This is a genomic window from Aliivibrio sp. S3MY1 (assembly GCF_028765575.1).
Classification (GTDB): domain Bacteria; phylum Pseudomonadota; class Gammaproteobacteria; order Enterobacterales; family Vibrionaceae; genus Aliivibrio.
Map to the genome: position 1 here is coordinate 1 of NZ_JARACO010000007.1, position 23,730 is coordinate 23,730.

Below are 23,730 nucleotides of genomic sequence, written 5' to 3' on the forward strand. Positions count from 1 at the left end.
GTCCCTACTTATATTGAGGGCTTTATTTTCTGGTTAAATCACTCGCAAATCGGTATAATTCGGCCTCCAAATTCTGAGGTGAACTAATGCACAACGTAACTCCAATAAACGAATACCCGAAATTCTGGGCAGAATGCTATGGAACAGCCCCTTTCTTTCCTACTTCGCGTAAAGAAATGGACCAACTTGGTTGGGATAGCTGCGACATTATCATTGTAACTGGGGATGCGTACGTGGATCACCCAAGTTTTGGTATGGCGATCATCGGACGTTTGCTAGAAGCTCAAGGCTTTCGCGTTGGTATTATTGCTCAGCCAAAATGGGACAATAAAGACGAATTCATGGCTCTTGGTCAACCAAATCTATTTTTTGGTATTACTGCGGGTAACATGGATTCAATGATCAACCGTTATACCTCAGATAAAAAACTTCGCCATGATGATGCTTATACCCCAAACAATGAAGGTGGGAAGCGTCCTGATCGTGCTGTACTAGTATATTCTCAACGTTGTCGTGAAGCCTTTAAAGACACCCCTATCGTATTAGGTGGTATTGAGGCAAGCCTTCGCCGTCTAGCGCATTATGACTACTGGTCAGATAAAGTGCGTCGCTCAGTATTGTTTGATGCAAAAGGTGACATTCTTCTATTTGGTAATGCCGAACGTGCTTTAGTCGAAGTAGCTCATCGTCTTGCCAATGGCGAAGATGTAAAAACAATGACTAATATCCGCGGTACCGCGGTGAATTTACCAGCAGAACCTGAAGGGTTTAAAATCATTGACTCTTCTCGTATTGAAAAGCCAAGCAAAGCGGTCTTTGTTCCAATCAATCCATACGCAACCGAAGAGCAGTGTGAAACCAACAAAGCTGAAGTAAAAGAAGAGCAGCCACAAGTTATTACGGTTCGTGCTTCTAGTCACGATTCAAAAACAACAGCGATTCGTATTCCACCGTATGAAAAACTAAACGGTGACCGTATTCTTTATGCTCACGCTAGTCGTATTATGCATTTAGAAACCAATCCGTACTCTGGCCGAGCATTAATTCAGCGTCATGGTGATCGTGAGCTATGGGTAAACCAAGCGCCGATTCCTCTAACAACCGAAGAGATGGATTTTGTATTTGATCTGCCTTATGCACGTGTACCACACCCGATGTATGGCAAAGCAAAGATCCCTGCGTATGACATGATCAAAACATCAGTTAACATTATGCGTGGCTGTTTTGGTGGGTGTTCATTCTGTAGTATTACAGAGCACGAAGGTCGTATTATTCAGAACCGCTCTAAAGAATCTATTATTAGTGAATTAGAAGAAATTCGCGACAAAGTTCCTGGATTTACCGGCACAATTTCAGATCTTGGTGGCCCAACAGCGAACATGTATCGTTTAGGGTGTTCTATACCTAAAGCCGAAGCAACCTGTCGTCGTCCTTCATGTGTTTTCCCTAAGATCTGTGACAAGTTAAATACTGATCACGTACATACGATTGATTTGTACCGTGAAGCTCGTAAAGTTAAAGGCGTTAAGAAAGTATTAATTGCCTCTGGTGTTCGTTACGATTTAGCGATTGAGTCTCCAGAATACGTACGTGAGTTAGTCACCCACCACGTTGGCGGCTATTTGAAGATTGCCCCTGAGCATACCGAAAAAGGCCCATTAGATTTAATGATGAAGCCAGGTATGGGAACGTACGATCGCTTCAAGTCTATGTTTGAAAAATACAGCCAAGAAGCCGGTAAGAAGCAATATCTTATCCCTTACTTTATCTCTGCTCATCCGGGTACAGAAGATGAAGATATGCTAAACCTAGCGATGTGGCTGAAGAAAAACAACCTTGAGTGTGATCAGGTTCAGAACTTCTACCCATCACCAATGTGTAATGCTACCTCAATGTATTACTCAGAAACAAACCCACTGAAACGCGTGAAATATAAAAAACGTGAAGATGTGACGGTAGCTAAAGGTGAGCGTCAACGTCGACTACATAAAGGCTTATTGCGTTATCACGATCCTAAAAACTGGAAGATGATCCGTGAAGCACTAACAGAGATGGGCAAAAAACACCTTATTGGTGATAAGCCACACTGTTTAGTACCTGAAGACGATATCGATACACAAACACCTGCTGAACGTCGTCAAACAGGACGTCACGGTGCGAAACGTTTTGCAACTAAGCATACTCAAGCACAGTTTGATGGTGACCCACGTAATAGTAATAATCGTGGTGGTCAAAATAAGAATAATCGCAACGCTAAGCCTAGCTCTCAAGGTCAAAACCGTAATGGTAACGGTGGAAAACCAGCAGGACACGCGAGCTCGGATAAGCCAGCATCAAGCGGACAGAAGAATGGCGTTCGTAATGGTTATTCAAATAATAAACCAAGTGGCAATGGTAAACCTAAAGCGACTGGTGGTAACAAGCCTACGGGTAATAAACCAAGCGCGAATAAGCCAAGCGGTACTGGCGCTAAACGTAAACCAAAGCATCGTTAAGTAAATAGAAAAAATTAACAAGCATAAAAAAAGCGAACCAATGCGGTTCGCTTTTTTATTGTCTGAATATAAAGTAATGAAACAGAGTTATCGACTCCACTCCATTGCTTATTTATTCTATTTCCAAACGTATAAGTTAAACAGTTTTTTACCACGTTTGATTACGCTGTATTTACCGAATAATGCGTCTTCTTTCTTAAGAACAACTTCAGAATCAGCAACTTTTTCGCCGTTTACTGAAACCGCACCATTACCAATAAATTCACGCGCCATCTTATTCGATTTTGCTAGTTCAGATTGAGTCAGTACTTCAACGATAGTTTGCTCAGAAGCGTCAAGCTCAGTCGTTGGCAAGCCATCTTGCGCTAACTGTGCTAAATCAGTTTCAGTTAGTGATGCGAGATCACCAGAGAACAATGCTTCTGTAATACGGATAGAAGAAGCTAAGCCTTCCTCACCGTGAACCAAACGAGTCACTTCTTTAGCAAGTACGCCTTGACCAGCAGGACGGCCTTGAACACTCTTGTCACTTTCTTCAATTGCCGCAATTTCGTCTACAGATAGGAAAGTGAAGAAACGTAGGAAGTTATATACGTCAGCATCCGCAGTACCCAACCAGAATTGGTAGAAAGCGTATGGTGATGTTTTGCTTGGGTCTAACCAAATCGTACCTGATTCAGTTTTACCAAATTTAGTACCATCTGATTTAGTTACTAGCGGTAACGTTAAACCAAATACTTTATTACGGTTCATACGACGAGTTAGATCGATACCACCAGTGATGTTACCCCACTGATCAGAACCACCAATTTGAAGCGTACATTCTTTTGCTTTGTTTAGCGCAGCAAAGTCATACGATTGAAGTAGCATGTAGCTGAACTCAGTAAATGAGATACCAGAACCTTCACGGTCGATACGTTGTTTTACTGATTCTTTTTGAATCATTGCATTTACGCTGAAATGCTTACCGATATCACGCATGAATTCGATTACATTGATTTCACCAATCCAATCTAGATTATTCACCACTTCTGCGCCATTTTTCTCTTCTGTAAACTCAACAAAAGCAGAAACTTGAGCACGGATTTTATTAACCCAATCACCAACAACGTCAGAGGTGTTCAATTGACGCTCTGCCGCTTTAAAGCTTGGATCACCAATTAAGCCAGTAGCGCCGCCAACAAGTGCTAATGGCTTATGGCCCGCTTGTTGAAAACGCTTAAGTACTAGTAAAGGAACTAGGCTACCAATGTGTAGGCTGTCTGCTGTCGGATCGAAACCACAATAGAGAGTACGACAGTCAGTTGAAAGGTGCTCAGCTAATTCTTCGTCTGCTGTGCACTGTGCAATAAGCCCACGAGCTTTTAAATCCTGCAATAATTCATTTGTTGCTGTCATAGATAACCTACTTGTACTCTAAATTTCGGTATAAAAAAGAAGATTCGATTTTACACATTTACCCGCTAAATAACAGGCTTTGTAAGTAAAAAGCCACTTTGAACTAATATCTATTTCATCTCGCCATTTGATTAAAAACTTTCTCGTTACAATTGTTTTCAATTTTAAGGAAGAAAAGTTCAAAAATTGACCTTAATTTAACGTCAAGAATTGTAATTCTGTGATGCTTAACTCAAACAAAAACAATGCTAATTTTCACCTCTTGAATCTGCTAAGTGTGCCCATATTTATTTAGTAGGTGTTGCTAAAATGCAGTCTACTTAGTTGCTATTTCTTTCTGTCTTGCTAAGGAAAAAGAATGAAAAAGTTTGCCCGTGCCGCAGTCCTAATGGTTTTAGTATTTGGACGTCCTCAAGCACAAGCTTCCTCATTAATTGAGTTTATTGAACCTGATTATCAAGAAGCAAACCAATCAGAGATCGATCATCAACATGTCCTTCATAGCCTAAATGGTCTACTTTCGATCCAAAGTTGGAACCATTTCTCACATCAACCTTATGATGATTTTGATATTTTAAATTCTAAGGCTCATCAAGCTCAGAGAGAATTAGAAAATATCTGCAAAGAGACCGCATTAATGTCAAATGCTCAGCCTCAATTTGCAGGTGTAAAAAGTACCGATCGAGCTTTATTAAAGATTGAACAAGAATTAAATGGTCAGGTAAATAAATTAACCGATATGGCAAGAGCTACAGTGGTTGCCGATTCAATACCTGATTTAGTAACGGCTTATGAATCAATAAATAGAGAAACAACCGTACTGAGTGTCACTAACCGTTTTGCAAAGCCAGCTAAATCAGGCTATCGAGATATTAAGTTGTTGGTAGAGCTACCAAAAACAAAATTAGTGGCGGAAATACAACTGCACTTAAAAGAGATTGCAACGGTTAAAAATGGAGCAGAACATAAACTGTACGAAGAAATTCAAAATATCGAGCGTTTAACCCTGATTGAAAATAGAGAGTTCACTGAATTTGAGCAAGCTCGCATTGCTAAATTAAGAGTGTTATCTCAATCACTGTATGAAAATGCTTGGCAGGCCTATTTACCGACCCAAGCGCGAGCGTAAATAACGTCTTTCTTTTAATCTATTGATTATAGAATTACCATATCAAAAACTAAAAAGAGCAACCAATAACCTATTGATTGCTCTTTTCTTTTTATCTGATTTTGCTTATTTTGTATTTCACGCCATCAAAGCCAAACTTCCAAAAAAAGCTAATCCTGAAAAAACAGCTACCGTTGTAATGAGCGCAAATTTAAAATCACTGTCCATAACGACTCCTTGTTATTGTGGTGTAACAAAAAATTAACACTACTTTGAGTTATCTTCAAGGAATCAAAAGAAGTGCCTCGTCAAGTTGGTATTGATATCACAATGTCAGCATAATAAAGCTAACATCAGCATCAAATTGACCATTTTGTGACTAAATACAAATTAATAAATTTAGAAGGTAAAAATGACCATTCTCTATTCATTTCGTCGCTGCCCTTACGCTATGCGCGCACGGCTTGGGCTTGCTCTTTCTGAAAAGTCGGTACAGCTTCGTGAAATTATATTGAAACATAAACCCGAAGCAATGATACAGGCATCCCCTAAAGGTACTGTTCCTGTCTTAATTGAAAAAGATGGACATGTAATAGATGAAAGCTTAGATATCATGAAATGGGCTTTAGAAGGCTCACAGCTATTAAATTCAGCAACGAATTCCATGCATTTATTAATAAAAGAAAATGATGAGGTATTTAAAGGATGGTTGGATAAGTACAAATACGCTGATCGCTACCCTGACTATTCAGAAGTTTACTATCGTGAGCAAGGTGAGATATTTTTAGAGAAACTAGAACGACAGTTAACTAATTCAAATCGATTATTTAGTGATGAATACAGTTTTGCTGATTTGGCTATTCTTCCTTTTATTCGCCAGTTTGCGTTTGTGGACATTGATTGGTTTACCCAAAGTAAATATCAACATGTACGTGATTGGCTTACGGCTTTCATTGATTCAGAACTATTTCTCTCAATTATGAAGAAATACCCGACTTGGCTAGAATCAAATCAAGAGATTACGTTTCCTGAAAAATAACTCCGTTATTTTATATTTACTCAACTCAGAAAAACAAAAAAGGAGACTCGAAAGTCTCCTTTTATTAGTCATCGATAGCATCGATAATTAGTTATGAGTAATCCACTCATTCATATCTGTTTTCAAGTTATCAGACTTAGTACCGAAGATAGCCTGAACACCAGAGCCTGCAACAACAACACCTGCAGCACCAAGTTGTTTCAGTTTGTCTTGATTAACCGCTTCAACACTTGCTACAGAAACACGTAGACGAGTAATACAAGCATCAAGGTTTGTGATGTTCTCTTTACCACCAAATGCAGCAACTAACTCACCAGCTAACTCAGAACCTGTTACAGCAGGACCTGCATTTTCATCTTCATCTTCACGACCTGGAGTCTTAAGGTTCATCGCTTTAATTACAAAGCGGAATACGATGTAGTAAACAACGGCATAAACAAGACCAAGACCAACAAGAAGAAGCATATTCTCTGCACGTGGAGATTGAACTACAAAGTCAATGAAACCATTTGAGAACGTGTGACCGTGAACCACACCTAGTGCGTTAGTTAGCATGTATGCAGCACCAGCAAGTACTGCGTGGATAGCATAAAGAACTGGAGCAACAAATAGGAATGCGAATTCAATCGGTTCTGTGATACCTGTAAGGAATGAAGTTAACGCAGCAGATGCCATGATACCCATTACTTTAGCGCGGTTTTCAGGTTTCGCTGAATGTGCAATTGCGATTGCAGCAGCAGGAAGACCGAACATTTTAAATAAATAACCACCAGCAAGTTGACCGAAACCGTTACCTGTAGCGCGAGAGGCGTCATCAGCAGTAAGGAAACAAGTCATGATACCATTTACTTGCTCACCAGCATTGTTCACACAAGAACCTGCTTCGTAGAAGAATGGGACGTTCCAGATATGGTGAAGGCCAAAAGGAATAAGAGAACGTTCGATCACACCGTAGATACCAAACGCCATTACTGGGTTTTGGTTTGCAGCCCAATCAGAGAATGCCGCAATTGCGCCACCGATTGGAGGCCAAATTACAGAAAGAACTAAGCCTAGAGCGATAGAGACAAAACCAGTTACGATTGGCACCGCACGCTTACCAGCGAAGAAGCCTAAGTATTCTGGAAGTTGAATACGGTAGAACTTGTTGAATGCCCAACCAGCAACACCACCAGCAAGGATACCACCAAGAACACCAGTCTCAATACCATCAACACCCATTACTGTTGCCATCACTTTAAGTGTAGCAACCATGATGCCGTAACCAACAACAGCTGCTAGACCAGCAACACCATCATTGTTTGTAAAACCAAGCGCAGTACCTACAGCAAATAGCAGAGCCATTTGACCGAATACTGAACCACCAGCTTGTTCCATTAAGTGAGAAACCACTTCAGGAAGGAAGCTAAAGTTGGCTGCACCAACCCCTAAAAGAATACCAGCTACTGGAAGAACTGATACAGGCAACATAAGTGCCTTACCAACTTTCTGTAGATTGGCAAAAAGGTGTTTAAACATGTTTTGCTCCTAATAATTATAAATACAATTGAAACCCTCAAGACCTACTAGTGAATTACGGCAATATCCCCCTTGCCTAATGTAATTAACATAATGGTAAGTAGTCGTGTATCCAATCAAACTGCCGCTAAATATAGACCTATGTAAAAACACTTTCTAGCATGTTTTCATTTAATGTTTTAAAACCCTGCAGTGATCACAAAAGCAAGGCGTAGTAAAAGTGATAAAAAAAATACAACTTAAACATAAAGCAATGATTTATATAAAAAATAATCAAAAACACTAGAAAATGAAATGTTATTTTTAGCAACAAAAATAGATAGTGTAAATAAACGGCTGCCGCAATCGATTACTTATTAAAATGAGTAACAAAAACCTGCAGAAAGTCAATTTAATAAAAAAAGAGAGGCATACGCCTCTCTTTTGCCTGTTTTATCAGCAAATTCAAATTATTTGTTCAAAAAAAGTTTTTTGAAGTTATTGGTGGTTACTTGAGCAACTTCTTCAAATGATTTCCCTTTTAATAAACCAATATACTCAGCAACATCCCTTACATAAGCAGGTTGGTTCTCTTTTCCTCGAAATGGAACTGGGGCTAAATAAGGAGAATCCGTTTCTACTAATAGGCGTTCTAAAGGTAAGCGGCGAACCACATCTTTCAATTCAGCGGCTTTATTAAACGTTACAATTCCTGATATAGAAATGTAAAAACCTAAATCCATCGCCGCTTCTGCAAATTTCCAATCCTCAGTAAAGCAGTGTATTACACCACCACATTTATCCGCTTGACCATTTTTTAAAATAGCTAAGGTGTCTTCTCGAGCTTGCCTTGTATGAATAATTAATGGTTTATTATACTCAACCGCAACTTCTACTTGCTGCTCAAATAAATCACGTTGACGAGGAGCACTTTCTGGTTGATAAAAATAATCTAAACCCGTTTCACCTATCGCAATAACACGCTCATTTGCTGCATATTGACGAAAAATAGCCAAATCAAACTCAGAATCAACATCTAAAGGGTGGATCCCACAAGAGGCATGAACTTCAGGGTGATCCTTAATTATTTCCATCATATTTGGAAAAGCAGCCAAGGTTACCCCTACAGTAAGAAACTGCTCTACTCCACGCTGTTTGGCTTTTTCAAGCACATCTGCAACGCTAGTATGTAGATCACTGTAATTTAATTTGTCTAAGTGACAGTGTGAATCAATTAACACATTACTCTCCGATAAACTCAAATAACCATTGAGTTAATAATAATTCTTTATTTAGCCCTGGATGAGCATTCAACTGTTGTCTCAGCTCATTCAAGCTTAAATATTGCTTATAAACTATATTAGCTGGGATACTTTTTGCTAAACGCTCAATACTCTCTTGCTCATCACAGTGAACCCAACCGGTAACCACGCCTAATTGTCGCTTTTGAATATCGGACAATAAGTAGCTTAACCAACAAAGAGCTTCATCTTCTAGCTTAATTAAGCTTTTAACGACATCAGAAGTGGCACAAAAAGAAGATCCCACACAGGTGCTAAAATGAGAAAGAAGCTGTTGGTGACTCGCTTGTTTCTTATCTTGATAAAAGCTTTTAACGGCTAATGGTAAATAATTATTCAAGCCTATTGATTGTGGACTGACGGTCAGGTTTTCGGTCTCAGCTAACCATTCAGCAATCACTTGCGCATTAATCTCTGGTTGTAACCATACTTGGCAACGACTACGAATTGTTGGTAACAAATGGTGCGCTGAATTGGCTAACAGTACAAATTGACAATTCTTAGGTGGCGCTTCTAGTGTCTTAAGCAATGCATTGGCTGCAGACTCTGTCATTTTCTCAGCAGGCTCAATAATGATCATTCGTTTAGCATTAAACTGTGATGACTCTAATGCCCACGAATTACACTGACGGATCTGGTCAACCGAAATAGATTTCCCTTCAACTTCAGGTCTAACCCAATGCAGATCAGGATGGTTTCCCGACTCAACCAAACCACAACTATGACAAAAGCCACAAGGCTCGGTTCCTTGTGTTAAACACAGTAAGGTATCAGAAAAATACTGAACGAGAACATCTCTACCGGTTCCATTCGGCATCGCACACAAGATGGCATGAGGCAATCGATCTGTTGCTATCAATTGCTGCCATTGCTGCCAAACACCTTGCTGCCAAGGATATAATTTAGTTGCCATTAGCCGCTAACCACGTTTCTAATGCACTAATAATTGACTGCGTTACTGTTTCTAAATCTTGTCCTGCATCAATAGTAATAATAGTTTCATCACTATTAGCAAACTCTAAGTAACGTTCACGACTGCGCTCAAAGAAATCGAGTTTCATCTGCTCAATTCGATCCAACTCTCCACGAGCTGATGCGCGTTGAAGACCTAATTTAGGATCAATGTCCATATATATGGTGAAATCTGGTTTGAAATCACCAAGAACGGTATTTCGCATTGTCGCCATTAAATCACGATCAAAACCACGACCACCACCTTGATAAGCTTGTGAAGATAGGTCATGTCGATCACCAACCACCCACTCGCCTCTCGCTAATGCCGGCTTAATTACATTACCAACTAACTGTGCTCGTGCTGCATACAGTAATAATAACTCAGCCATATCCGTTAATGGCTCATCAGGATGACCTTGCTTAACCAACTCACGCATTTTTTCAGCTAATGGCGTACCACCAGGCTCTCTTGTCGTCACTGGATTATCAATACCATGCTTAGCAAGCGTCGCTAATACATTTTTAATTGCGGTGCTTTTTCCTGCGCCTTCTAGGCCTTCAATTACAATAAATTTAGACATGATTAATTTCTTAAGGTTCTTAGGTAAGCTCTAACTGCTTTGTTATGCTCAACGAGTGATTTAGTGAATTTATGACCGCCTGTACCATCTGCAACAAAATAAAGATAACGACTAGTTTCTGGGTGCAGAGCTGCTCTTATCGATGCAGGGCCCGCCATTGCAATCGGCGTTGGTGGTAGACCATTTATTGTGTACGTATTATAAGCTGTTGGCGTACGTAGATCTTTTTTACGAATATTACCATCGTATTTATCTCCCATTCCGTAAATTACGGTTGGATCTGTTTGTAAACGCATTCCACGCTTTAAACGGTTAACAAATACAGAAGATACTCGCTCTCTTTCTGAATCAATTGCTGTTTCTTTTTCAATAATAGAGGCTAAGATCAACGCTTCATAAGATGATTTTAAAGGTAGGTTGGCTGATTTAGTTTTCCACTCTGTATTCAGTACAGCCACTAATGCATGATGAGAGCGCTCTAGAATATCAAAGTCACTCATACCTGCCGTATAGTGGTATGTTTCAGCTAAGAACAGCCCTTCTAATTTAGAACGATCAACCCCTAATTTCTCCGCAATTTCTTTTTCTGAAAGATTGCTTAGTTCGTGATCTAAGTAAGGCGCTTGCTCTAATTGTTGTTGCCATTCAGAAAAACGACTTCCTTCAACAAAGGTAATCGAAAATTGATGCTCTTTACCTGTTTTTAATTGAGTTAGTACTGTCGCTAAAGATTGGTTAGGTTCAACCCAATATGTGCCAGCTTTAATTTCCGTAAGCTCTGGAAACAATCGATGAGTAAAACGCGCCCATTGAGTCTCTGAGATCCATTGCTTCTGTTCAAATTGACGAACCAGTTTTCGATAACTAGTACCTGGTTTTACCTCAATTAACTGAGCATCCTTTAATAAAACAGGTTGATCTGTAAATTGAGTCGCTTGTTGATAGCCCCAAAAGCCAACACCAACCGCTCCTATCGCGATGAGTAAAATAAGGAATAACAATTTCTTTAGCACGAGTACAATTTCTCCTGAAATCTGTGTGTAAATTTATGTTGAGTGAATGTTGTATTAACAATTGCATTGATTGGCACAATTTCAAATAAAGAATTAGTAATAAAAACTTCATCAGCATTTTCTAGCTCACACAGTTCTACACTAACTTCATTTAACTCTAATTGAGATTCTTCTATCAACTGTTGCAGGTGCTTTTTCATCACACCCTCTATACCTGAAAAAGACAAATCAGGAGTAAAGATTCTACCATCCTTAATCCAAAAGATATTACCTATTGAGGTTTCTATAACTTTGTTATTAAGATCAAGAACCACCATATCTGTTGTTTCTGTTTTTTCTATTTCATCTTTGATTAATACTTGCTCTAATCGATTTAAATGCTTCATTCCAGCAAGCTGTGGAGATGATAAACCAAGCTTAATCATAGAGACACCTAATTCAATGCCATTTTTTTGCCATTGCTTATAATGGCTTGGATATTGAAAATCAGACACGATGACCTGCGTAGTCACACATCCTTCAGGTGAATAACCTCTGCCACCAGCACCCCGACTAATTAATATTTTAATGCCGCCAAGCGCCAGATTCTTCGCAATACTGCAAACCTGCGTTTCTAATTCATGCCAATTAGGAGGTGTCATCATTAAACGTTTTGCGGAAGTTTTAAGACGTTCTAAATGAAAAGGCCATAAACATATCTCACCATTTTCAACTTTCATGGTGGTAAAGAAACCATCTCCATATTGGGTACTTCGATCATTAATCGGTAATGTTTCGGATTCAACACCATTAACCCAGTACATAGAAACTCCAGATAATAAAAAAGGCGATTTGATATAATATCAAACCGCCTTCAAAATATAACTAACTGAATGAAACTAATTAAGCTTCATAAACAAGTTATTACATTTTCTTAAAGATTAGTGAACCGTTAGTACCACCGAAGCCGAACGAATTACAAATAGCGTATTCCATGTTCGTTACTTTACGAGCAGTATGAGGAACTAGATCGATATCTAGACCTTCTTCAGGATCATCAAGATTGATCGTTGGTGGTACAATTTGATCAACCAAAGACAGTGCTGTGATAATTGCTTCAACAGAACCAGCGGCACCTAATAAGTGACCTGTCATTGATTTTGTTGATGATACTAATACTTGCTTAGTACCCGCTTCACCAAGTGCACGTTTGATGCCCTTAACTTCAGCCACATCACCCGCAGGTGTTGAAGTACCATGAGCATTAACATAACCGATTTGTTCACCCGTTACGCCTGCATCACGCATTGCCGCTTCCATCGCTAGCGCACCACCAGAACCGTCTGGTGTTGGTGAAGTCATGTGATAAGCATCACCGCTCATACCAAAGCCAACTAGTTCACAGTAGATTTTTGCACCGCGAGCTTTTGCGTGTTCATATTCTTCAAGAACCATCATACCGGCACCATCACCTAGAACAAAACCATCACGGTTTTTATCCCAAGGACGTGATGCACCTTGTGGGTTCTCATTGTTTGTTGATAGTGCTTTAGCTGCACCAAAACCGCCCATACCTAGCTCAGTAGATGCTTTTTCAGCACCACCCGCTAGCATTGCATCAGCGTCACCATAAGCGATCATACGTGCAGCGTGACCAATATTATGAAGACCTGTAGTACAAGCCGTTGAAATTGCGATATTTGGACCACGTAGACCGCGCATGATCGACATATGACCTGCGATCATATTTACGATAGTTGAAGGCACGAAAAACGGACTGATCTTACGAGGACCTTTTTCTTTAAATGCTTTGTAGCCAGCTTCGATTAAGCCAAGACCACCAATGCCTGAACCAATTGCAGCACCGATACGGTGAGCATTTTCTTCAGTAACTTTAAAACCCGAGTCATCTAATGCCTGGATGCCAGCAGCTACGCCGTATTGGATAAATAAATCCATCTTACGAGCGTCTTTCTTAGACATATACTCTTCAGCATTAAAGTCTTTAACTAGACCTGCAAAACGAGTAGTAAACTCAGTGGTATCAAAGTGTTCGATATTAACGATACCACTTTGGCCTGCTAGCAGCGCTTTCCAAGATGCTTCAACAGTGTTACCCACCGGTGTTAGCATACCCATGCCTGTAACAACTACACGACGTTTGGACACGATATATTTCTCCGGAATTAATTGATATTAGATAGGGATTGTAGCGTACTAAAAACTCAGGCGGTCAAGATGACCGCCTGGAAGGTATTTCTTTTATTACTGTGCGCTAGTTACGTAGTCGATAGCAGCTTGAACAGTAGTGATTTTCTCAGCTTCTTCATCTGGAATCTCAGTGTCAAACTCTTCTTCTAGAGCCATAACTAGTTCAACTGTATCTAGTGAATCTGCACCTAGGTCATCAACGAATGATGCTTCGTTTTTAACTTCAGCTTCACCAACACCTAGTTGCTCAATGATGATTTTCTTTACGCGTTCTTCAAGATTGCTCATTTTAATTTTCCTAATTACAGATTTCGCTGATTTGCGATACTTGCTGTATTTTATTCATTAATAAGAAAGTTGCAAGGCCAAGATTGCTGGTCAAACCACGAAAATCGTGATTTTTAGTGCAATTTTGACCCAAAATTGACTTAAGTCACCCTTAAATCAATTTTATAAATTAAACCATGTACATGCCGCCATTCACATGCAAAGTTTCGCCTGTGATATAAGCTGCTTCTGGAGATGCTAAAAAGACAACTGCAGCAGCAATTTCTTTAGGATCACCTAAACGACCAGCAGGTACAGATGATAGTGTTGCAGCTCGCTGCTCATCATTCAAGGCTTTTGTCATATCAGTCTCAATAAAACCTGGAGCAACTGTATTTACAGTTATGCCACGAGAAGCAACTTCACGAGCCATTGCTTTAGTAAAACCGATAACACCAGCTTTCGCCGCTGCATAATTTGTTTGTCCCGCATTACCCATAGTACCAACCACTGAACCTACGTTGATAATACGACCATTGCGTTTTTTCATCATACCGCGAAGTACCGCTTTAGATAAACGGAAGATAGACGTTAGGTTGGTATCAATGATATCCATCCATTCATCATCTTTCATTCTCATAAGTAAGTTATCACGAGTAATACCCGCATTATTTACAAGAATATCTAACGCACCAAACTCATCATTGATGGTTTTTAATACTTCAGCAACAGACTCTGCATCTGTTACGTTCAGAGCTAGACCTTTACCGTTCTGGCCTAAGTACTCACTGATTGCAGCAGCGCCATTTTCAGAAGTAGCTGTACCAATAACCGTTGCTCCGCGCGACACTAATTGCTCAGCAATTGCACGACCAATACCACGGCTAGCGCCAGTAACTAAGGCAATTTTGCCTTCTAAATTCATCATTTACTATTCCCTTTAATTACTTAGCTGCTTCAAGAGAAGCGGCATCATTTACTGCTGCTGCGCTAAGTGATTTAACGATTCGCTTAGTTAAACCAGTAAGAACTTTACCTGGACCAACTTCATATAAGGTTTCAACACCTTGTTCTGCCATTGTTTCTACAACTTCCGTCCAACGTACTGGGCAGTATAATTGACGAACAAGTGCGTCTTTAATTTTTTCAGGATCAGTTTCAGCGATAACATCAACGTTATTAATAACTGGCAATGCTGGAGCAGAAAACTCAAGGCTCTCTAATGCTAGTGCAAGTTTATCAGCCGCAGGTTTCATTAGCGCGCAATGCGATGGAACCGATACTGGTAAAGGAAGCGCACGTTTGGCACCCGCTTCTTTACATAATACACCCGCACGCTCAACTGCATCTTTATTACCCGCAATAACCACTTGGCCTGGTGAGTTAAAGTTTACAGGAGAAACAACCTCACCTTGCGCAGCTTCTTCACATGCTTTAGCAATTGATTCGTTATCCAAACCAATAATGGCATACATTGCGCCAACACCAGCTGGAACGGCTTCTTGCATTAATTGACCACGAAGTTCAACTAATTTAATCGCATCTTTAAAGTCCACTACTCCTGCACATACAAGCGCAGAATATTCACCAAGACTATGACCAGCTAAAACAGATGGTTGTGCTAAACCTTGCTCTTGCCATACACGCCATAATGCAACAGAGGTTGCTAATAATGCTGGCTGAGTACGAAAAGTTTGGTTTAAATCTTCTGCTGGGCCATTTTGAACAAGTGACCACAAGTCATAACCTAACGCTTCAGATGCTTCTGAAAAAGTTTGCGTTACAACTTCGTGTTGCTCACCTAACTCAGCAAGCATGCCAACAGCTTGAGAGCCTTGACCTGGAAAAACGATAGCAAAATTGCTCATGAATATTATTTCCTTTAAATAAGCATATAAAGAAATTAGATCGCTACGATGATCTATTTCTCACTTAAAACTTAACGAGTGCAGAACCCCAAGTGAAACCACCACCAAATGCTTCAAGCAATAAGGTTTGACCTCGTTGGATTCTGCCATCACGTACTGCTTCATCTAATGCCGTAGGCACCGTTGCTGCAGAAGTATTTCCGTGACGATCGAGAGTAACAACAACTTGATCCATCGACATCGACAGTTTCTTCGCTGTTGCTTTAATAATTCGTAAATTTGCCTGATGAGGTACTAACCAGTCTAACTCTGATTTATCCATTTGATTTTTATGAAGTGTTTCTTTTACCAAATTCGATAACTGAGTCACGGCAACTTTAAAGACTTCATTCCCAGCCATGTGTAGCCACTTATCTGCTTCTTCATTTTTACGAGAAGGTACAGGTAAAGAAAGTAATTCACCAAATTTACCATCAGCATGTAAATGCGTTGAGATAATACCAGGTTCTTCACTTTGACCAATAATTACAGCGCCAGCACCATCACCAAATAAGATAACAGTAGAACGGTCTTCTGGGTTGCAAGTATGAGATACCGCATCAGAACCAATAACCAGTACATTTTTCGCCATGCCAGTCTTGATGTGCTGATCAGCCACACTCAATGCATAAACGAAACCAGAACAAGCTGCTGATAGATCAAACGCTGGACAGCCTTGGATCTCTAATAATCCTTGGACTTCACATGCAGCAGAAGGAAATGAGTACGTTGGTGTACTTGTTGCCAAGATAATCAGATCAATATCATGCTTATCTATTCCAGCCATTTCGATTGCATTTACAGAAGCCAAGTATGCCATAGTAGCCACTGATTCATCTTTGCCAGCAATGCGACGTTCACTAATACCAGTACGAGCTAGAATCCACTCATCACTTGTATCGACCATTTTTTCTAAATCCGCGTTAGTGCGAATTTGTGCTGGTAAATAGCTACCAGTGCCTAAAATTTTGCTATACATGAAGACTAATAATGCCTCTCGAGTAAAACTGCCTCCAAGCGATCACTAATACGATTAGGTATTTGACGCTTGACCTCATGAACCGCTTCCTTGATAGCATTGTTAAAGGCAGATATATCTGCACTTCCATGACTTTTTATAACAATGCCGCGCAATCCTATCAGACTTGCGCCGTTATACTGGTCGGGGTTCAACTCTTTTAAGCTAGAAATGACATCACCAAAGAGCCATTTCGCTAAAATTTGTTTAAATTTTGATGTTACTAGGTGTGATTTTAGTTGAGCTAGAAATAAATGCGCAACGCCTTCACTTGTTTTCAAGCAAACATTACCAACAAACCCATCACACACGACTACATCAGCAATACCTTGATAAAGCTTATCACCTTCAATATAGCCAATATACTGAATATCTTGGCATTGATGTAACATTTCAGAACAACGTTTTATTTGATCATTACCCTTAATTTCTTCTTCACCAATGTTCAATAGAGCCACTTTTGCTTTTCGCCCTAATGATTGTTCCGCTAATTCAGCGCCCATGACAGCAAATTGAAATAAAGTATCAGCATCGCATGATACATTAGCGCCGAGATCTAACATCCAAGTACGTTGATTATTTTTCGTTGGTAATGGACTGATCAATGCAGGGCGTTCTACACCAGGAAGAAGTTTTAAAGTAAAACGAGATAATCCCATTAATGCACCAGTATTGCCTGCGCTAATACACGCTTGAGCATCTGTACTGGAAACTAAATCAAGGGCGACTCTCATTGAGCTACCACGACTGTGTCGGAGAGCTTTTGAAGGCGGTGTGTTATTACCAATTACGCTGTCGCTATGGACTATTGATAATCTTGAGTTGGGGGTATAATTTAGGCGTGTTAATTGTATAGAAATCGCATCACGATCTCCAACAATAGTTATTTTTAGCTCTGGGAATTGCGACAATGCCTGCACGGCGGCAGGCACTGTAACTTGGGGACCGAAATCCCCACCCATCGCATCAATTGCAATGGTTAGCTGCTGCAAAGCGTCAACCTTACTTGTTGATTACCTTGCGGCCACGGTAGAAACCGTCAGCTGTAACGTTGTGACGAAGGTGAGTTTCGCCACTAGTTGCGTCTACAGATAAAGCAGCTGTAGTTAGTGCATCATGTGAACGACGCATGCCACGCATTGAACGTGATTTTTTGCTCTTTTGTACGGCCATGGACCCTACTCCTCAATTACTGTTGTTTTAAAGATTTTAAAACATCAAACGGATTCGGTTTCTCTTCCTCTTCAGGAATTTCGCCAAATACCAAATTGTTAGATTTGACCTGACAATCTTTAATGTCATGCATAGCGACTTGCGGCAACGCTAGAATAAACTCGTCAGTTACCAACTCAACGAGATCAACTTCACCTACTTCATTTAAATCTACAAACTCATATTCCTCAGGAACTAGAGCTGCCTTCTCTTCGCTTAAAAAAGGCGTACACTTAAATGATACATTTAGGTGATGTTCAAAATTTTTATTACAGCGTTGACATTCCAACAATACATTGACGCTAGCTTTACCAGAGATAACGGCTAATCGTTGTTCGTCAACTTTAAATGACATCGTGACTTCAGCATCACTTTTCACATCTTCAGTAGATTCAGCCAAACGCTTTAAAATATCAGATTGGATGATTCCATCGTAATCTAATCTTCGTTGAGCGTTTTGGATTGCATCAACTGTTCGTGGTATTTTTACCTTTTGCATAGGGCGCGCATCTTATCTTTCTAAAGCCTTAGAGTCAAAGAAAAATGGCAAAAAATATGCTTTTTTTCTTCCCAGTTGCTATTTCAGCAGAGTTGCTAATAATAAACGAAAAGTTTAAGAAGAAGAACCCATTATGCAACCAAAACTCATTCTAGCTTCAACATCGCCTTTTCGACGCTCGATCTTAGAGAAGATCCAAGTCCCTTTTGATGCAATTTCACCCAATTGTGATGAGACACCATTGGAAAATGAATCACCTAGAGATTTAGTCACTCGCTTAGCTGAGCAAAAAGCACTCTCTTGTGGCATTAAGGATCCTAATTGCTTGATCATAGGATCTGACCAAGTCTGCGTGATTAATGATCGCATTATTGGGAAGCCATTAACACGCGAAAAAGCCATTACTCAACTTCAGGAAGCCAGCGGGCAAATTATTACTTTCTATACTGGTTTATCACTGTTTAATAGCACGACAATGAAGAGTGAAACCCTTTGTGAAGAGTTTAAGGTTCATTTTCGCCAGTTAACAAAAAAACAAATTGAAAATTATGTGGATAAAGAAATGCCATTGTATTGTGCTGGTAGTTTTAAGTGTGAAGGGCTTGGTATTGCCTTATTTGAAAAACTAGAAGGAAAAGATCCAAATACTTTAATTGGTCTTCCCCTGATAACACTGATAGATATGCTAGAACGTCAACAATTCCAAGTTTTATAAGCAATTTTTTGCTCAAAGCTGTGAGTAAAAAAAAGCGATAAGTGTTAAATAACACTTATCGCTAGAATAATAAAAAGAGTAACAACAGATTACTTTTTAGAACGTAATCCTTTTAAAACTCTTTCTAGTCGATTTTCCATTGGAGCGCTGATATCCATTAACTCTTCCGTACTTGGATGAGTAAATTTGATATTCGCTGCATGTAAGAACAATCGATCTAAACCAAACTGTCCTGAATAAGCATCAAATCGTCTATCTCCATAACGATCATCCCAACCAATTGGGTGGCCGGTATATTGTGCATGTACACGAATTTGATGGGTACGCCCTGTAATTGGACTTGCCTGAATTAATGTTGCTTGCTCAAACTTCTCTAAAATCTTAAAGCGTGTTTCAGAAGGCTTACCATTAGGGTTCACTCGAACAATACTATTCACTTCATTTTTAAGTAAAGGAGCATTGACCACTTTACAGGTACTTTTCCATTCACCCATAACTAAAGCAAAATAATATTTTTGAACCGTCTTATTTCGGAACTGTTCTTGTAATCGACGTAATGCCGAACGCTTTTTAGCAATTAAAAGAATACCTGATGTATCTCTATCAATTCGATGCACTAGTTCTAGAAAACGAGCCTCTGGACGTAACGCACGTAACGCTTCAATCGCCCCAAATTTTAAACCACTACCACCATGTACCGCAGTACCCGATGGCTTATTCAAAATAAGAAGGTGATCATCTTCATAAATAATGCAGCTTTCAAGCTCAGAGACTTTTGCTAATTTAACATTTGGCAACTCAGGAGCGGTTGATTCAGGTAACTTCACTGGAGGGACTCGAACTATATCCCCCTCTTGAATTTTATATTCTGGTTTAATGCGTTTTTTATTTACACGAACTTCGCCTTTACGCACAATTCGGTAAATCATACTTTTTGGTACATTTTTTAAGCGGGCAAGAAGAAAATTATCGATTCGTTGCCCTGCAAAATCGTCATCGATCTCGACGAATTGCACTTTAGGTTTATCTTCATTCATTTGTGTATTCTACTGTCTTAATTCTAATTGATGAACCTTTTTTAGCTCACTTTCAAATAATCAAGATTGCTGAGCCTTGATCTGACTGTTATAGTGAGCATCTGAAATCAGCCCAGATGGCTATTTCTTCACCTTGGTGAGCATAAAAGCACCAACACGAACTAAAAATATACTGCTCGAATGCGGTGATGCAGCAATTGGCGTAAGACATCCGTACTGCTTTGAGTTTTTTTGCTTGATATGCCTCAACCATTTTTTATGTTTTAACGACCGCGAATTATTGCGGATCAGCACTATTTTATCGATAGTGTTGATGTGGATTGTGCCCTAGAGCATCCCTGAGTTCCAGCCGTGAGGCTGCACATGTAATCAGCCTTGGGATCTGGCACCATTTGAAATGGATGTGGACAAACAAGCTCGACAATTTGTAATGAGTATTCCCTAATGAAAAGAATGTTGATTAACGCAACCCAAAAGGAAGAGTTGCGCGTCGCATTAGTTGATGGCCAACGCCTTTTTGATCTAGATATCGAAAGCCCTGGTCACGAATCTAAAAAAGCTAATATTTATAAAGGCAAAATCACACGTATCGAACCAAGCTTGGAAGCAGCTTTTGTTGATTACGGCGCTGATCGCCACGGTTTCCTTCCCCTTAAGGAAATTGCAAAAGAATATTTCCCACAAGGTTACACTTATCAAGGCCGTCCAAATATCAAGGACGTATTGAAAGAAGGCCAAGAAGTTATTGTACAAGTTGAAAAAGAAGAGCGCGGCAATAAAGGCGCAGCTTTAACAACATTTATCTCTCTTGCCGGTAGCTACCTTGTTCTTATGCCTAATAACCCTCGTGCTGGCGGAATTTCGCGCCGTATCGAAGGTGAAGAACGCACCCAATTAAAAGCAGCACTAAGTACATTAGAACTACCTCAAGGTATGGGCCTGATCGTACGTACTGCTGGTGTTGGTAAGTCAGCAGAAGAACTAGAGTGGGATTTAAACGTACTCCTAAATCATTGGGAAGCGGTTAAACACGCCTCAGAATCTAATCAAGCGCCTTTCCTAATTCACCAAGAAAGTAACGTAATTGTTCGCGCAATTCGTGATTACTTACGTCGTGATATTGGCGAGATCTTGATTGATAGCCCAACAATTTTTGATCGTGCTCGTCAGCACATCCAACTTATTCGTCCTGATTTCTTATCTCGCGTTAAGTTGTATGAAGGCGAAGTACCGCTATTTAGCCACTACCAAATTGAAAGCCAGATTGAATCTGCTTTTGAACGTGAAGTGCGCTTACCTTCTGGCGGCTCAATTGTTATTGACCCAACAGAAGCACTAACTTCTATTGATATCAACTCAGCTCGTGCAACTAAAGGCGGCGATATCGAAGAAACAGCATTAAATACTAACCTAGAAGCAGCAGATGAAATTGCTCGTCAATTACGTTTGCGTGATCTAGGTGGCCTAGTTGTTATCGACTTCATTGATATGACGCCTGTTCGTCACCAACGTGAAGTAGAAAACCGTATGCGTGAAGCTGTTCGCATGGACCGCGCACGCGTTCAAATTGGTCGTATTTCTCGCTTTGGTTTATTAGAAATGTCTCGCCAACGCTTAAGCCCGTCTTTAGCTGAAGCAAGCCATCACATTTGTCCTCGTTGTACGGGTACTGGTGTGGTTCGTGATAATGAATCTCTAGCACTGTCTGTTTTGCGTCTTATTGAAGAAGAATCTCTTAAAGACAATACAACACAAGTACTTGCTGTTGTTCCTGTCTCAATTGCTTCTTACCTGCTCAATGAAAAACGTCGTTCAGTTCAGCACATTGAAAAATTCCATAACGTTCGCGTTATCATTGTTCCTAATTCAGACATGGAAACGCCTCACTTTGAAGTGGTTCGTATTCGTGAAGGTGAAGAACAAGATATGCTTTCTTACCTTCTGCCTAAGAAGCTAGATTCATTACGTGAAGCGGAAGCAAAAGAAGCTCCTATTTCTAATGCTGCACCTAGAAAACGTGAAGAACCTGTACTTCAAGGCTTTAGTGCCCCTACTCAAGCCGCTCCAATGGCAAAAGTAGAAGAAACTAAAGCGGCCACTTCAACAGAAGATAAATCAGGCATTATTAGCCGTTTCTTCTCTGCAATTGCGAACTTCTTCTCAACACCAGAAACAGCGCCTGTTGCTGAAGCTGAGAAAAAAGTAGAAGAAGAAAAACCAGCTCAACCTCAACGTCGTAACCAAAATCGTAATAACGATCGTCGTCGAAATGAAAATGGTCGCAATAATCGTAATCGCCGTAACGGTAATGAACCTCGTAATACCAACGAAAATCGTAATGATAATCGTCGTGGTAAAAAAGTTGAAGACACGCCAGTTGCTACTGCTAAACCAGTAAAATCAGCTGATAACAAGCCAACTAAACAGCCTAAAGTTCGCAAAGAAATTGTAGAGCAAGGCACTCAATTGGCAGCGGAAGCACAACAAGCACCAGTTCAAACACCTGTAGAAAAACGCGAAAAAACGGTTCAAGTTAAACAACGCCGTCAACGTCGTCAATTACAGAAAAAGGTACGTACTGGTCAATCTGTTGACGTTGAAACTAAAGTAGAAGCTGAAGTAGTAACAGCGGTTGATACTCAAGTACAACCAGCAGTTCCTGTTGAAGCAAATACCGAGCGTAAAGAAGGTCAACGTCGTAACCGTCGTTCTCCACGTCATTTACGTGCTAGTGGTCAGCGTCGTCGTCGTCGTGATCGTCGTCCGTTTAACCCTTCTCGTTTATTTGCTGGTGTTGCATCACCAGAGCTAGCGATGGGTAAAGTTTGTCCTGATTACACGCGAATTTTAGAGCAGAAAAAAGCCAAGCTGCAACAAGAGAAATTCGTAGATAACGAAACTCAAAATGCACAGGATAAAGCAAAACAATCGACACCAGCGAAAGCTAATGTCGGCGGTGTCGCTTTCCCTGAAATGGCAATGGGTAAAGTACTACTTCCTTACATTGCAGCGCCTACTGTAGAAGCGGTAGCTGTAGAAGCAGTCGTTACTGAAACACCAGTAATTGAAACTCCAACAATCAACGAAGCACCTGCGAAAGTAGAAGCCCCTGTTGTTGAACAAAACGTTGAAGTTAAAGAAGAAGTAATTACTCCGGCTGTTATTGCAGTTGAAGAATCGCTAACTCCTGCTGTTAATGTTGTTGCTACAAAGCCTCAATATAAAGGTCAAGCATCTTCTGGTATGACAAAAGCAAGCGGTCCAACAGAGATTAAAGAAATCACTGTAACGGCTGCAACATTCAGAACAGAACGCTTTGTACCAAAACAAGCGGGTAGCCAAACAGCCACTTCTCAAGCAAGTGCTGTAATGGCAAAAACGGCTGGTTTATAACTTTTTAGGCTAACGCCTTCTAATAGATAAACCTGAATTAAAGCAAGTTACGTTTCGGCGTAACTTGCTTTTTTTATATTGATAACCTGAATAAATATTGAACTTC

Annotated in this window: 22 protein-coding genes; 5 read left to right on the plus strand and 17 right to left on the minus strand. The window is 40.1% G+C overall.

Annotation, left to right across the window (positions count from 1 at the left end; all coding sequences use genetic code 11):
- Positions 1-86: 86 nt before the first annotated feature.
- Positions 87-2,495 (plus strand): YgiQ family radical SAM protein, encoded by a 2,409-nt coding sequence (locus tag PVK62_RS06320; RefSeq protein ID WP_274443436.1) that lies wholly within the window; start codon positions 87-89, stop codon positions 2,493-2,495.
- A 117-nt stretch (positions 2,496-2,612) separates the two neighbouring features.
- Here PVK62_RS06320 and tyrS read toward each other — a convergent pair whose 3' ends face one another.
- The gene (tyrS, locus tag PVK62_RS06325; RefSeq protein ID WP_130086079.1) at positions 2,613-3,893 is read right to left on the minus strand and encodes a tyrosine--tRNA ligase; all 1,281 of its coding nucleotides are present in this window, start codon (positions 3,891-3,893) and stop codon (positions 2,613-2,615) included.
- 358 nt (positions 3,894-4,251) lie between these two features.
- Here tyrS and PVK62_RS06330 point away from each other — a divergent pair, with 358 nt between their 5' ends.
- The gene (locus PVK62_RS06330) at positions 4,252-5,022 is read left to right on the plus strand and encodes a phosphoribosylglycinamide formyltransferase (protein ID WP_274443439.1); all 771 of its coding nucleotides are present in this window, start codon (positions 4,252-4,254) and stop codon (positions 5,020-5,022) included.
- A 117-nt stretch (positions 5,023-5,139) separates the two neighbouring features.
- Here PVK62_RS06330 and cydH read toward each other — a convergent pair whose 3' ends face one another.
- Complete coding sequence (cydH, locus tag PVK62_RS06335; protein ID WP_274443440.1) at positions 5,140-5,229, minus strand: cytochrome bd-I oxidase subunit CydH; 90 nt, start codon at positions 5,227-5,229, stop codon at positions 5,140-5,142.
- A 184-nt stretch (positions 5,230-5,413) separates the two neighbouring features.
- Between cydH and PVK62_RS06340 the strand changes: the two genes are divergently transcribed.
- Entirely contained in the window at positions 5,414-6,040 is a 627-nt protein-coding gene (locus tag PVK62_RS06340) for a glutathione S-transferase (protein WP_274443441.1), read from the plus strand.
- Between the two features lie 87 nt (positions 6,041-6,127).
- Here PVK62_RS06340 and ptsG read toward each other — a convergent pair whose 3' ends face one another.
- The 14 genes from ptsG to yceD form a co-directional block, all read right to left on the minus strand.
- Positions 6,128-7,558: a PTS glucose transporter subunit IIBC gene (gene ptsG / locus PVK62_RS06345; RefSeq protein WP_274443442.1), complete on the minus strand. Its 1,431-nt coding sequence runs from the start codon at positions 7,556-7,558 to the stop codon at positions 6,128-6,130.
- Positions 7,559-8,007: 449 nt separating this feature from the next.
- Positions 8,008-8,778, minus strand: coding sequence for a TatD family hydrolase (locus tag PVK62_RS06350; RefSeq protein WP_274443443.1), 771 nt, complete (start codon positions 8,776-8,778; stop codon positions 8,008-8,010).
- A gap of 1 nt (position 8,779) precedes the next feature.
- Positions 8,780-9,751: a DNA polymerase III subunit delta' gene (holB, locus tag PVK62_RS06355; protein ID WP_274443444.1), complete on the minus strand. Its 972-nt coding sequence runs from the start codon at positions 9,749-9,751 to the stop codon at positions 8,780-8,782.
- On the minus strand, positions 9,741-10,373 hold the full coding sequence (tmk, locus tag PVK62_RS06360) for a dTMP kinase (RefSeq protein WP_274443445.1): 633 nt from the start codon (positions 10,371-10,373) through the stop codon (positions 9,741-9,743). Before tmk ends, holB begins: the two co-directional genes overlap by 11 nt.
- 2 nt (positions 10,374-10,375) lie before the next feature.
- Complete coding sequence (gene mltG / locus PVK62_RS06365) at positions 10,376-11,386, minus strand: endolytic transglycosylase MltG (RefSeq protein ID WP_274443447.1); 1,011 nt, start codon at positions 11,384-11,386, stop codon at positions 10,376-10,378.
- Complete coding sequence (pabC, locus tag PVK62_RS06370; protein WP_274443449.1) at positions 11,380-12,189, minus strand: aminodeoxychorismate lyase; 810 nt, start codon at positions 12,187-12,189, stop codon at positions 11,380-11,382. The genes mltG and pabC overlap by 7 nt, the downstream gene beginning before the upstream one ends.
- Before the next feature lie 100 nt (positions 12,190-12,289).
- A complete protein-coding gene (fabF, locus tag PVK62_RS06375) occupies positions 12,290-13,534 on the minus strand; it encodes a beta-ketoacyl-ACP synthase II (protein ID WP_122033915.1) in 1,245 nt (414 codons plus the stop codon).
- Positions 13,535-13,630: 96 nt separating this feature from the next.
- A complete protein-coding gene (gene acpP, locus PVK62_RS06380) occupies positions 13,631-13,864 on the minus strand; it encodes an acyl carrier protein (RefSeq protein ID WP_122033917.1) in 234 nt (77 codons plus the stop codon).
- Between the two features lie 169 nt (positions 13,865-14,033).
- The gene (gene fabG / locus PVK62_RS06385) at positions 14,034-14,768 is read right to left on the minus strand and encodes a 3-oxoacyl-ACP reductase FabG (RefSeq protein WP_274443596.1); all 735 of its coding nucleotides are present in this window, start codon (positions 14,766-14,768) and stop codon (positions 14,034-14,036) included.
- A gap of 19 nt (positions 14,769-14,787) precedes the next feature.
- The gene (gene fabD / locus PVK62_RS06390) at positions 14,788-15,711 is read right to left on the minus strand and encodes an ACP S-malonyltransferase (protein WP_274443453.1); all 924 of its coding nucleotides are present in this window, start codon (positions 15,709-15,711) and stop codon (positions 14,788-14,790) included.
- 64 nt (positions 15,712-15,775) lie between these two features.
- On the minus strand, positions 15,776-16,729 hold the full coding sequence (locus PVK62_RS06395; RefSeq protein WP_274443454.1) for a beta-ketoacyl-ACP synthase III: 954 nt from the start codon (positions 16,727-16,729) through the stop codon (positions 15,776-15,778).
- 5 nt (positions 16,730-16,734) lie between these two features.
- A complete protein-coding gene (gene plsX, locus PVK62_RS06400) occupies positions 16,735-17,760 on the minus strand; it encodes a phosphate acyltransferase PlsX (protein WP_274443455.1) in 1,026 nt (341 codons plus the stop codon).
- Between the two features lie 10 nt (positions 17,761-17,770).
- Positions 17,771-17,941, minus strand: coding sequence for a 50S ribosomal protein L32 (rpmF, locus tag PVK62_RS06405; RefSeq protein ID WP_122033932.1), 171 nt, complete (start codon positions 17,939-17,941; stop codon positions 17,771-17,773).
- Between the two features lie 16 nt (positions 17,942-17,957).
- Positions 17,958-18,479 carry a 23S rRNA accumulation protein YceD gene (gene yceD / locus PVK62_RS06410; RefSeq protein ID WP_122033934.1) on the minus strand — a complete coding sequence of 174 codons (522 nt, stop codon included), beginning with the start codon at positions 18,477-18,479 and terminating at the stop codon, positions 17,958-17,960.
- 133 nt (positions 18,480-18,612) lie between these two features.
- Between yceD and PVK62_RS06415 the strand changes: the two genes are divergently transcribed.
- Complete coding sequence (locus PVK62_RS06415; protein ID WP_274443457.1) at positions 18,613-19,194, plus strand: Maf family protein; 582 nt, start codon at positions 18,613-18,615, stop codon at positions 19,192-19,194.
- Positions 19,195-19,283: 89 nt separating this feature from the next.
- Here PVK62_RS06415 and rluC read toward each other — a convergent pair whose 3' ends face one another.
- On the minus strand, positions 19,284-20,231 hold the full coding sequence (gene rluC / locus PVK62_RS06420; RefSeq protein WP_274443458.1) for a 23S rRNA pseudouridine(955/2504/2580) synthase RluC: 948 nt from the start codon (positions 20,229-20,231) through the stop codon (positions 19,284-19,286).
- Between the two features lie 444 nt (positions 20,232-20,675).
- Between rluC and rne the strand changes: the two genes are divergently transcribed.
- Positions 20,676-23,624, plus strand: a complete 2,949-nt coding sequence (gene rne / locus PVK62_RS06425; RefSeq protein WP_274443459.1) for a ribonuclease E — start codon at positions 20,676-20,678, stop codon at positions 23,622-23,624.
- Positions 23,625-23,730: the final 106 nt, after the last annotated feature.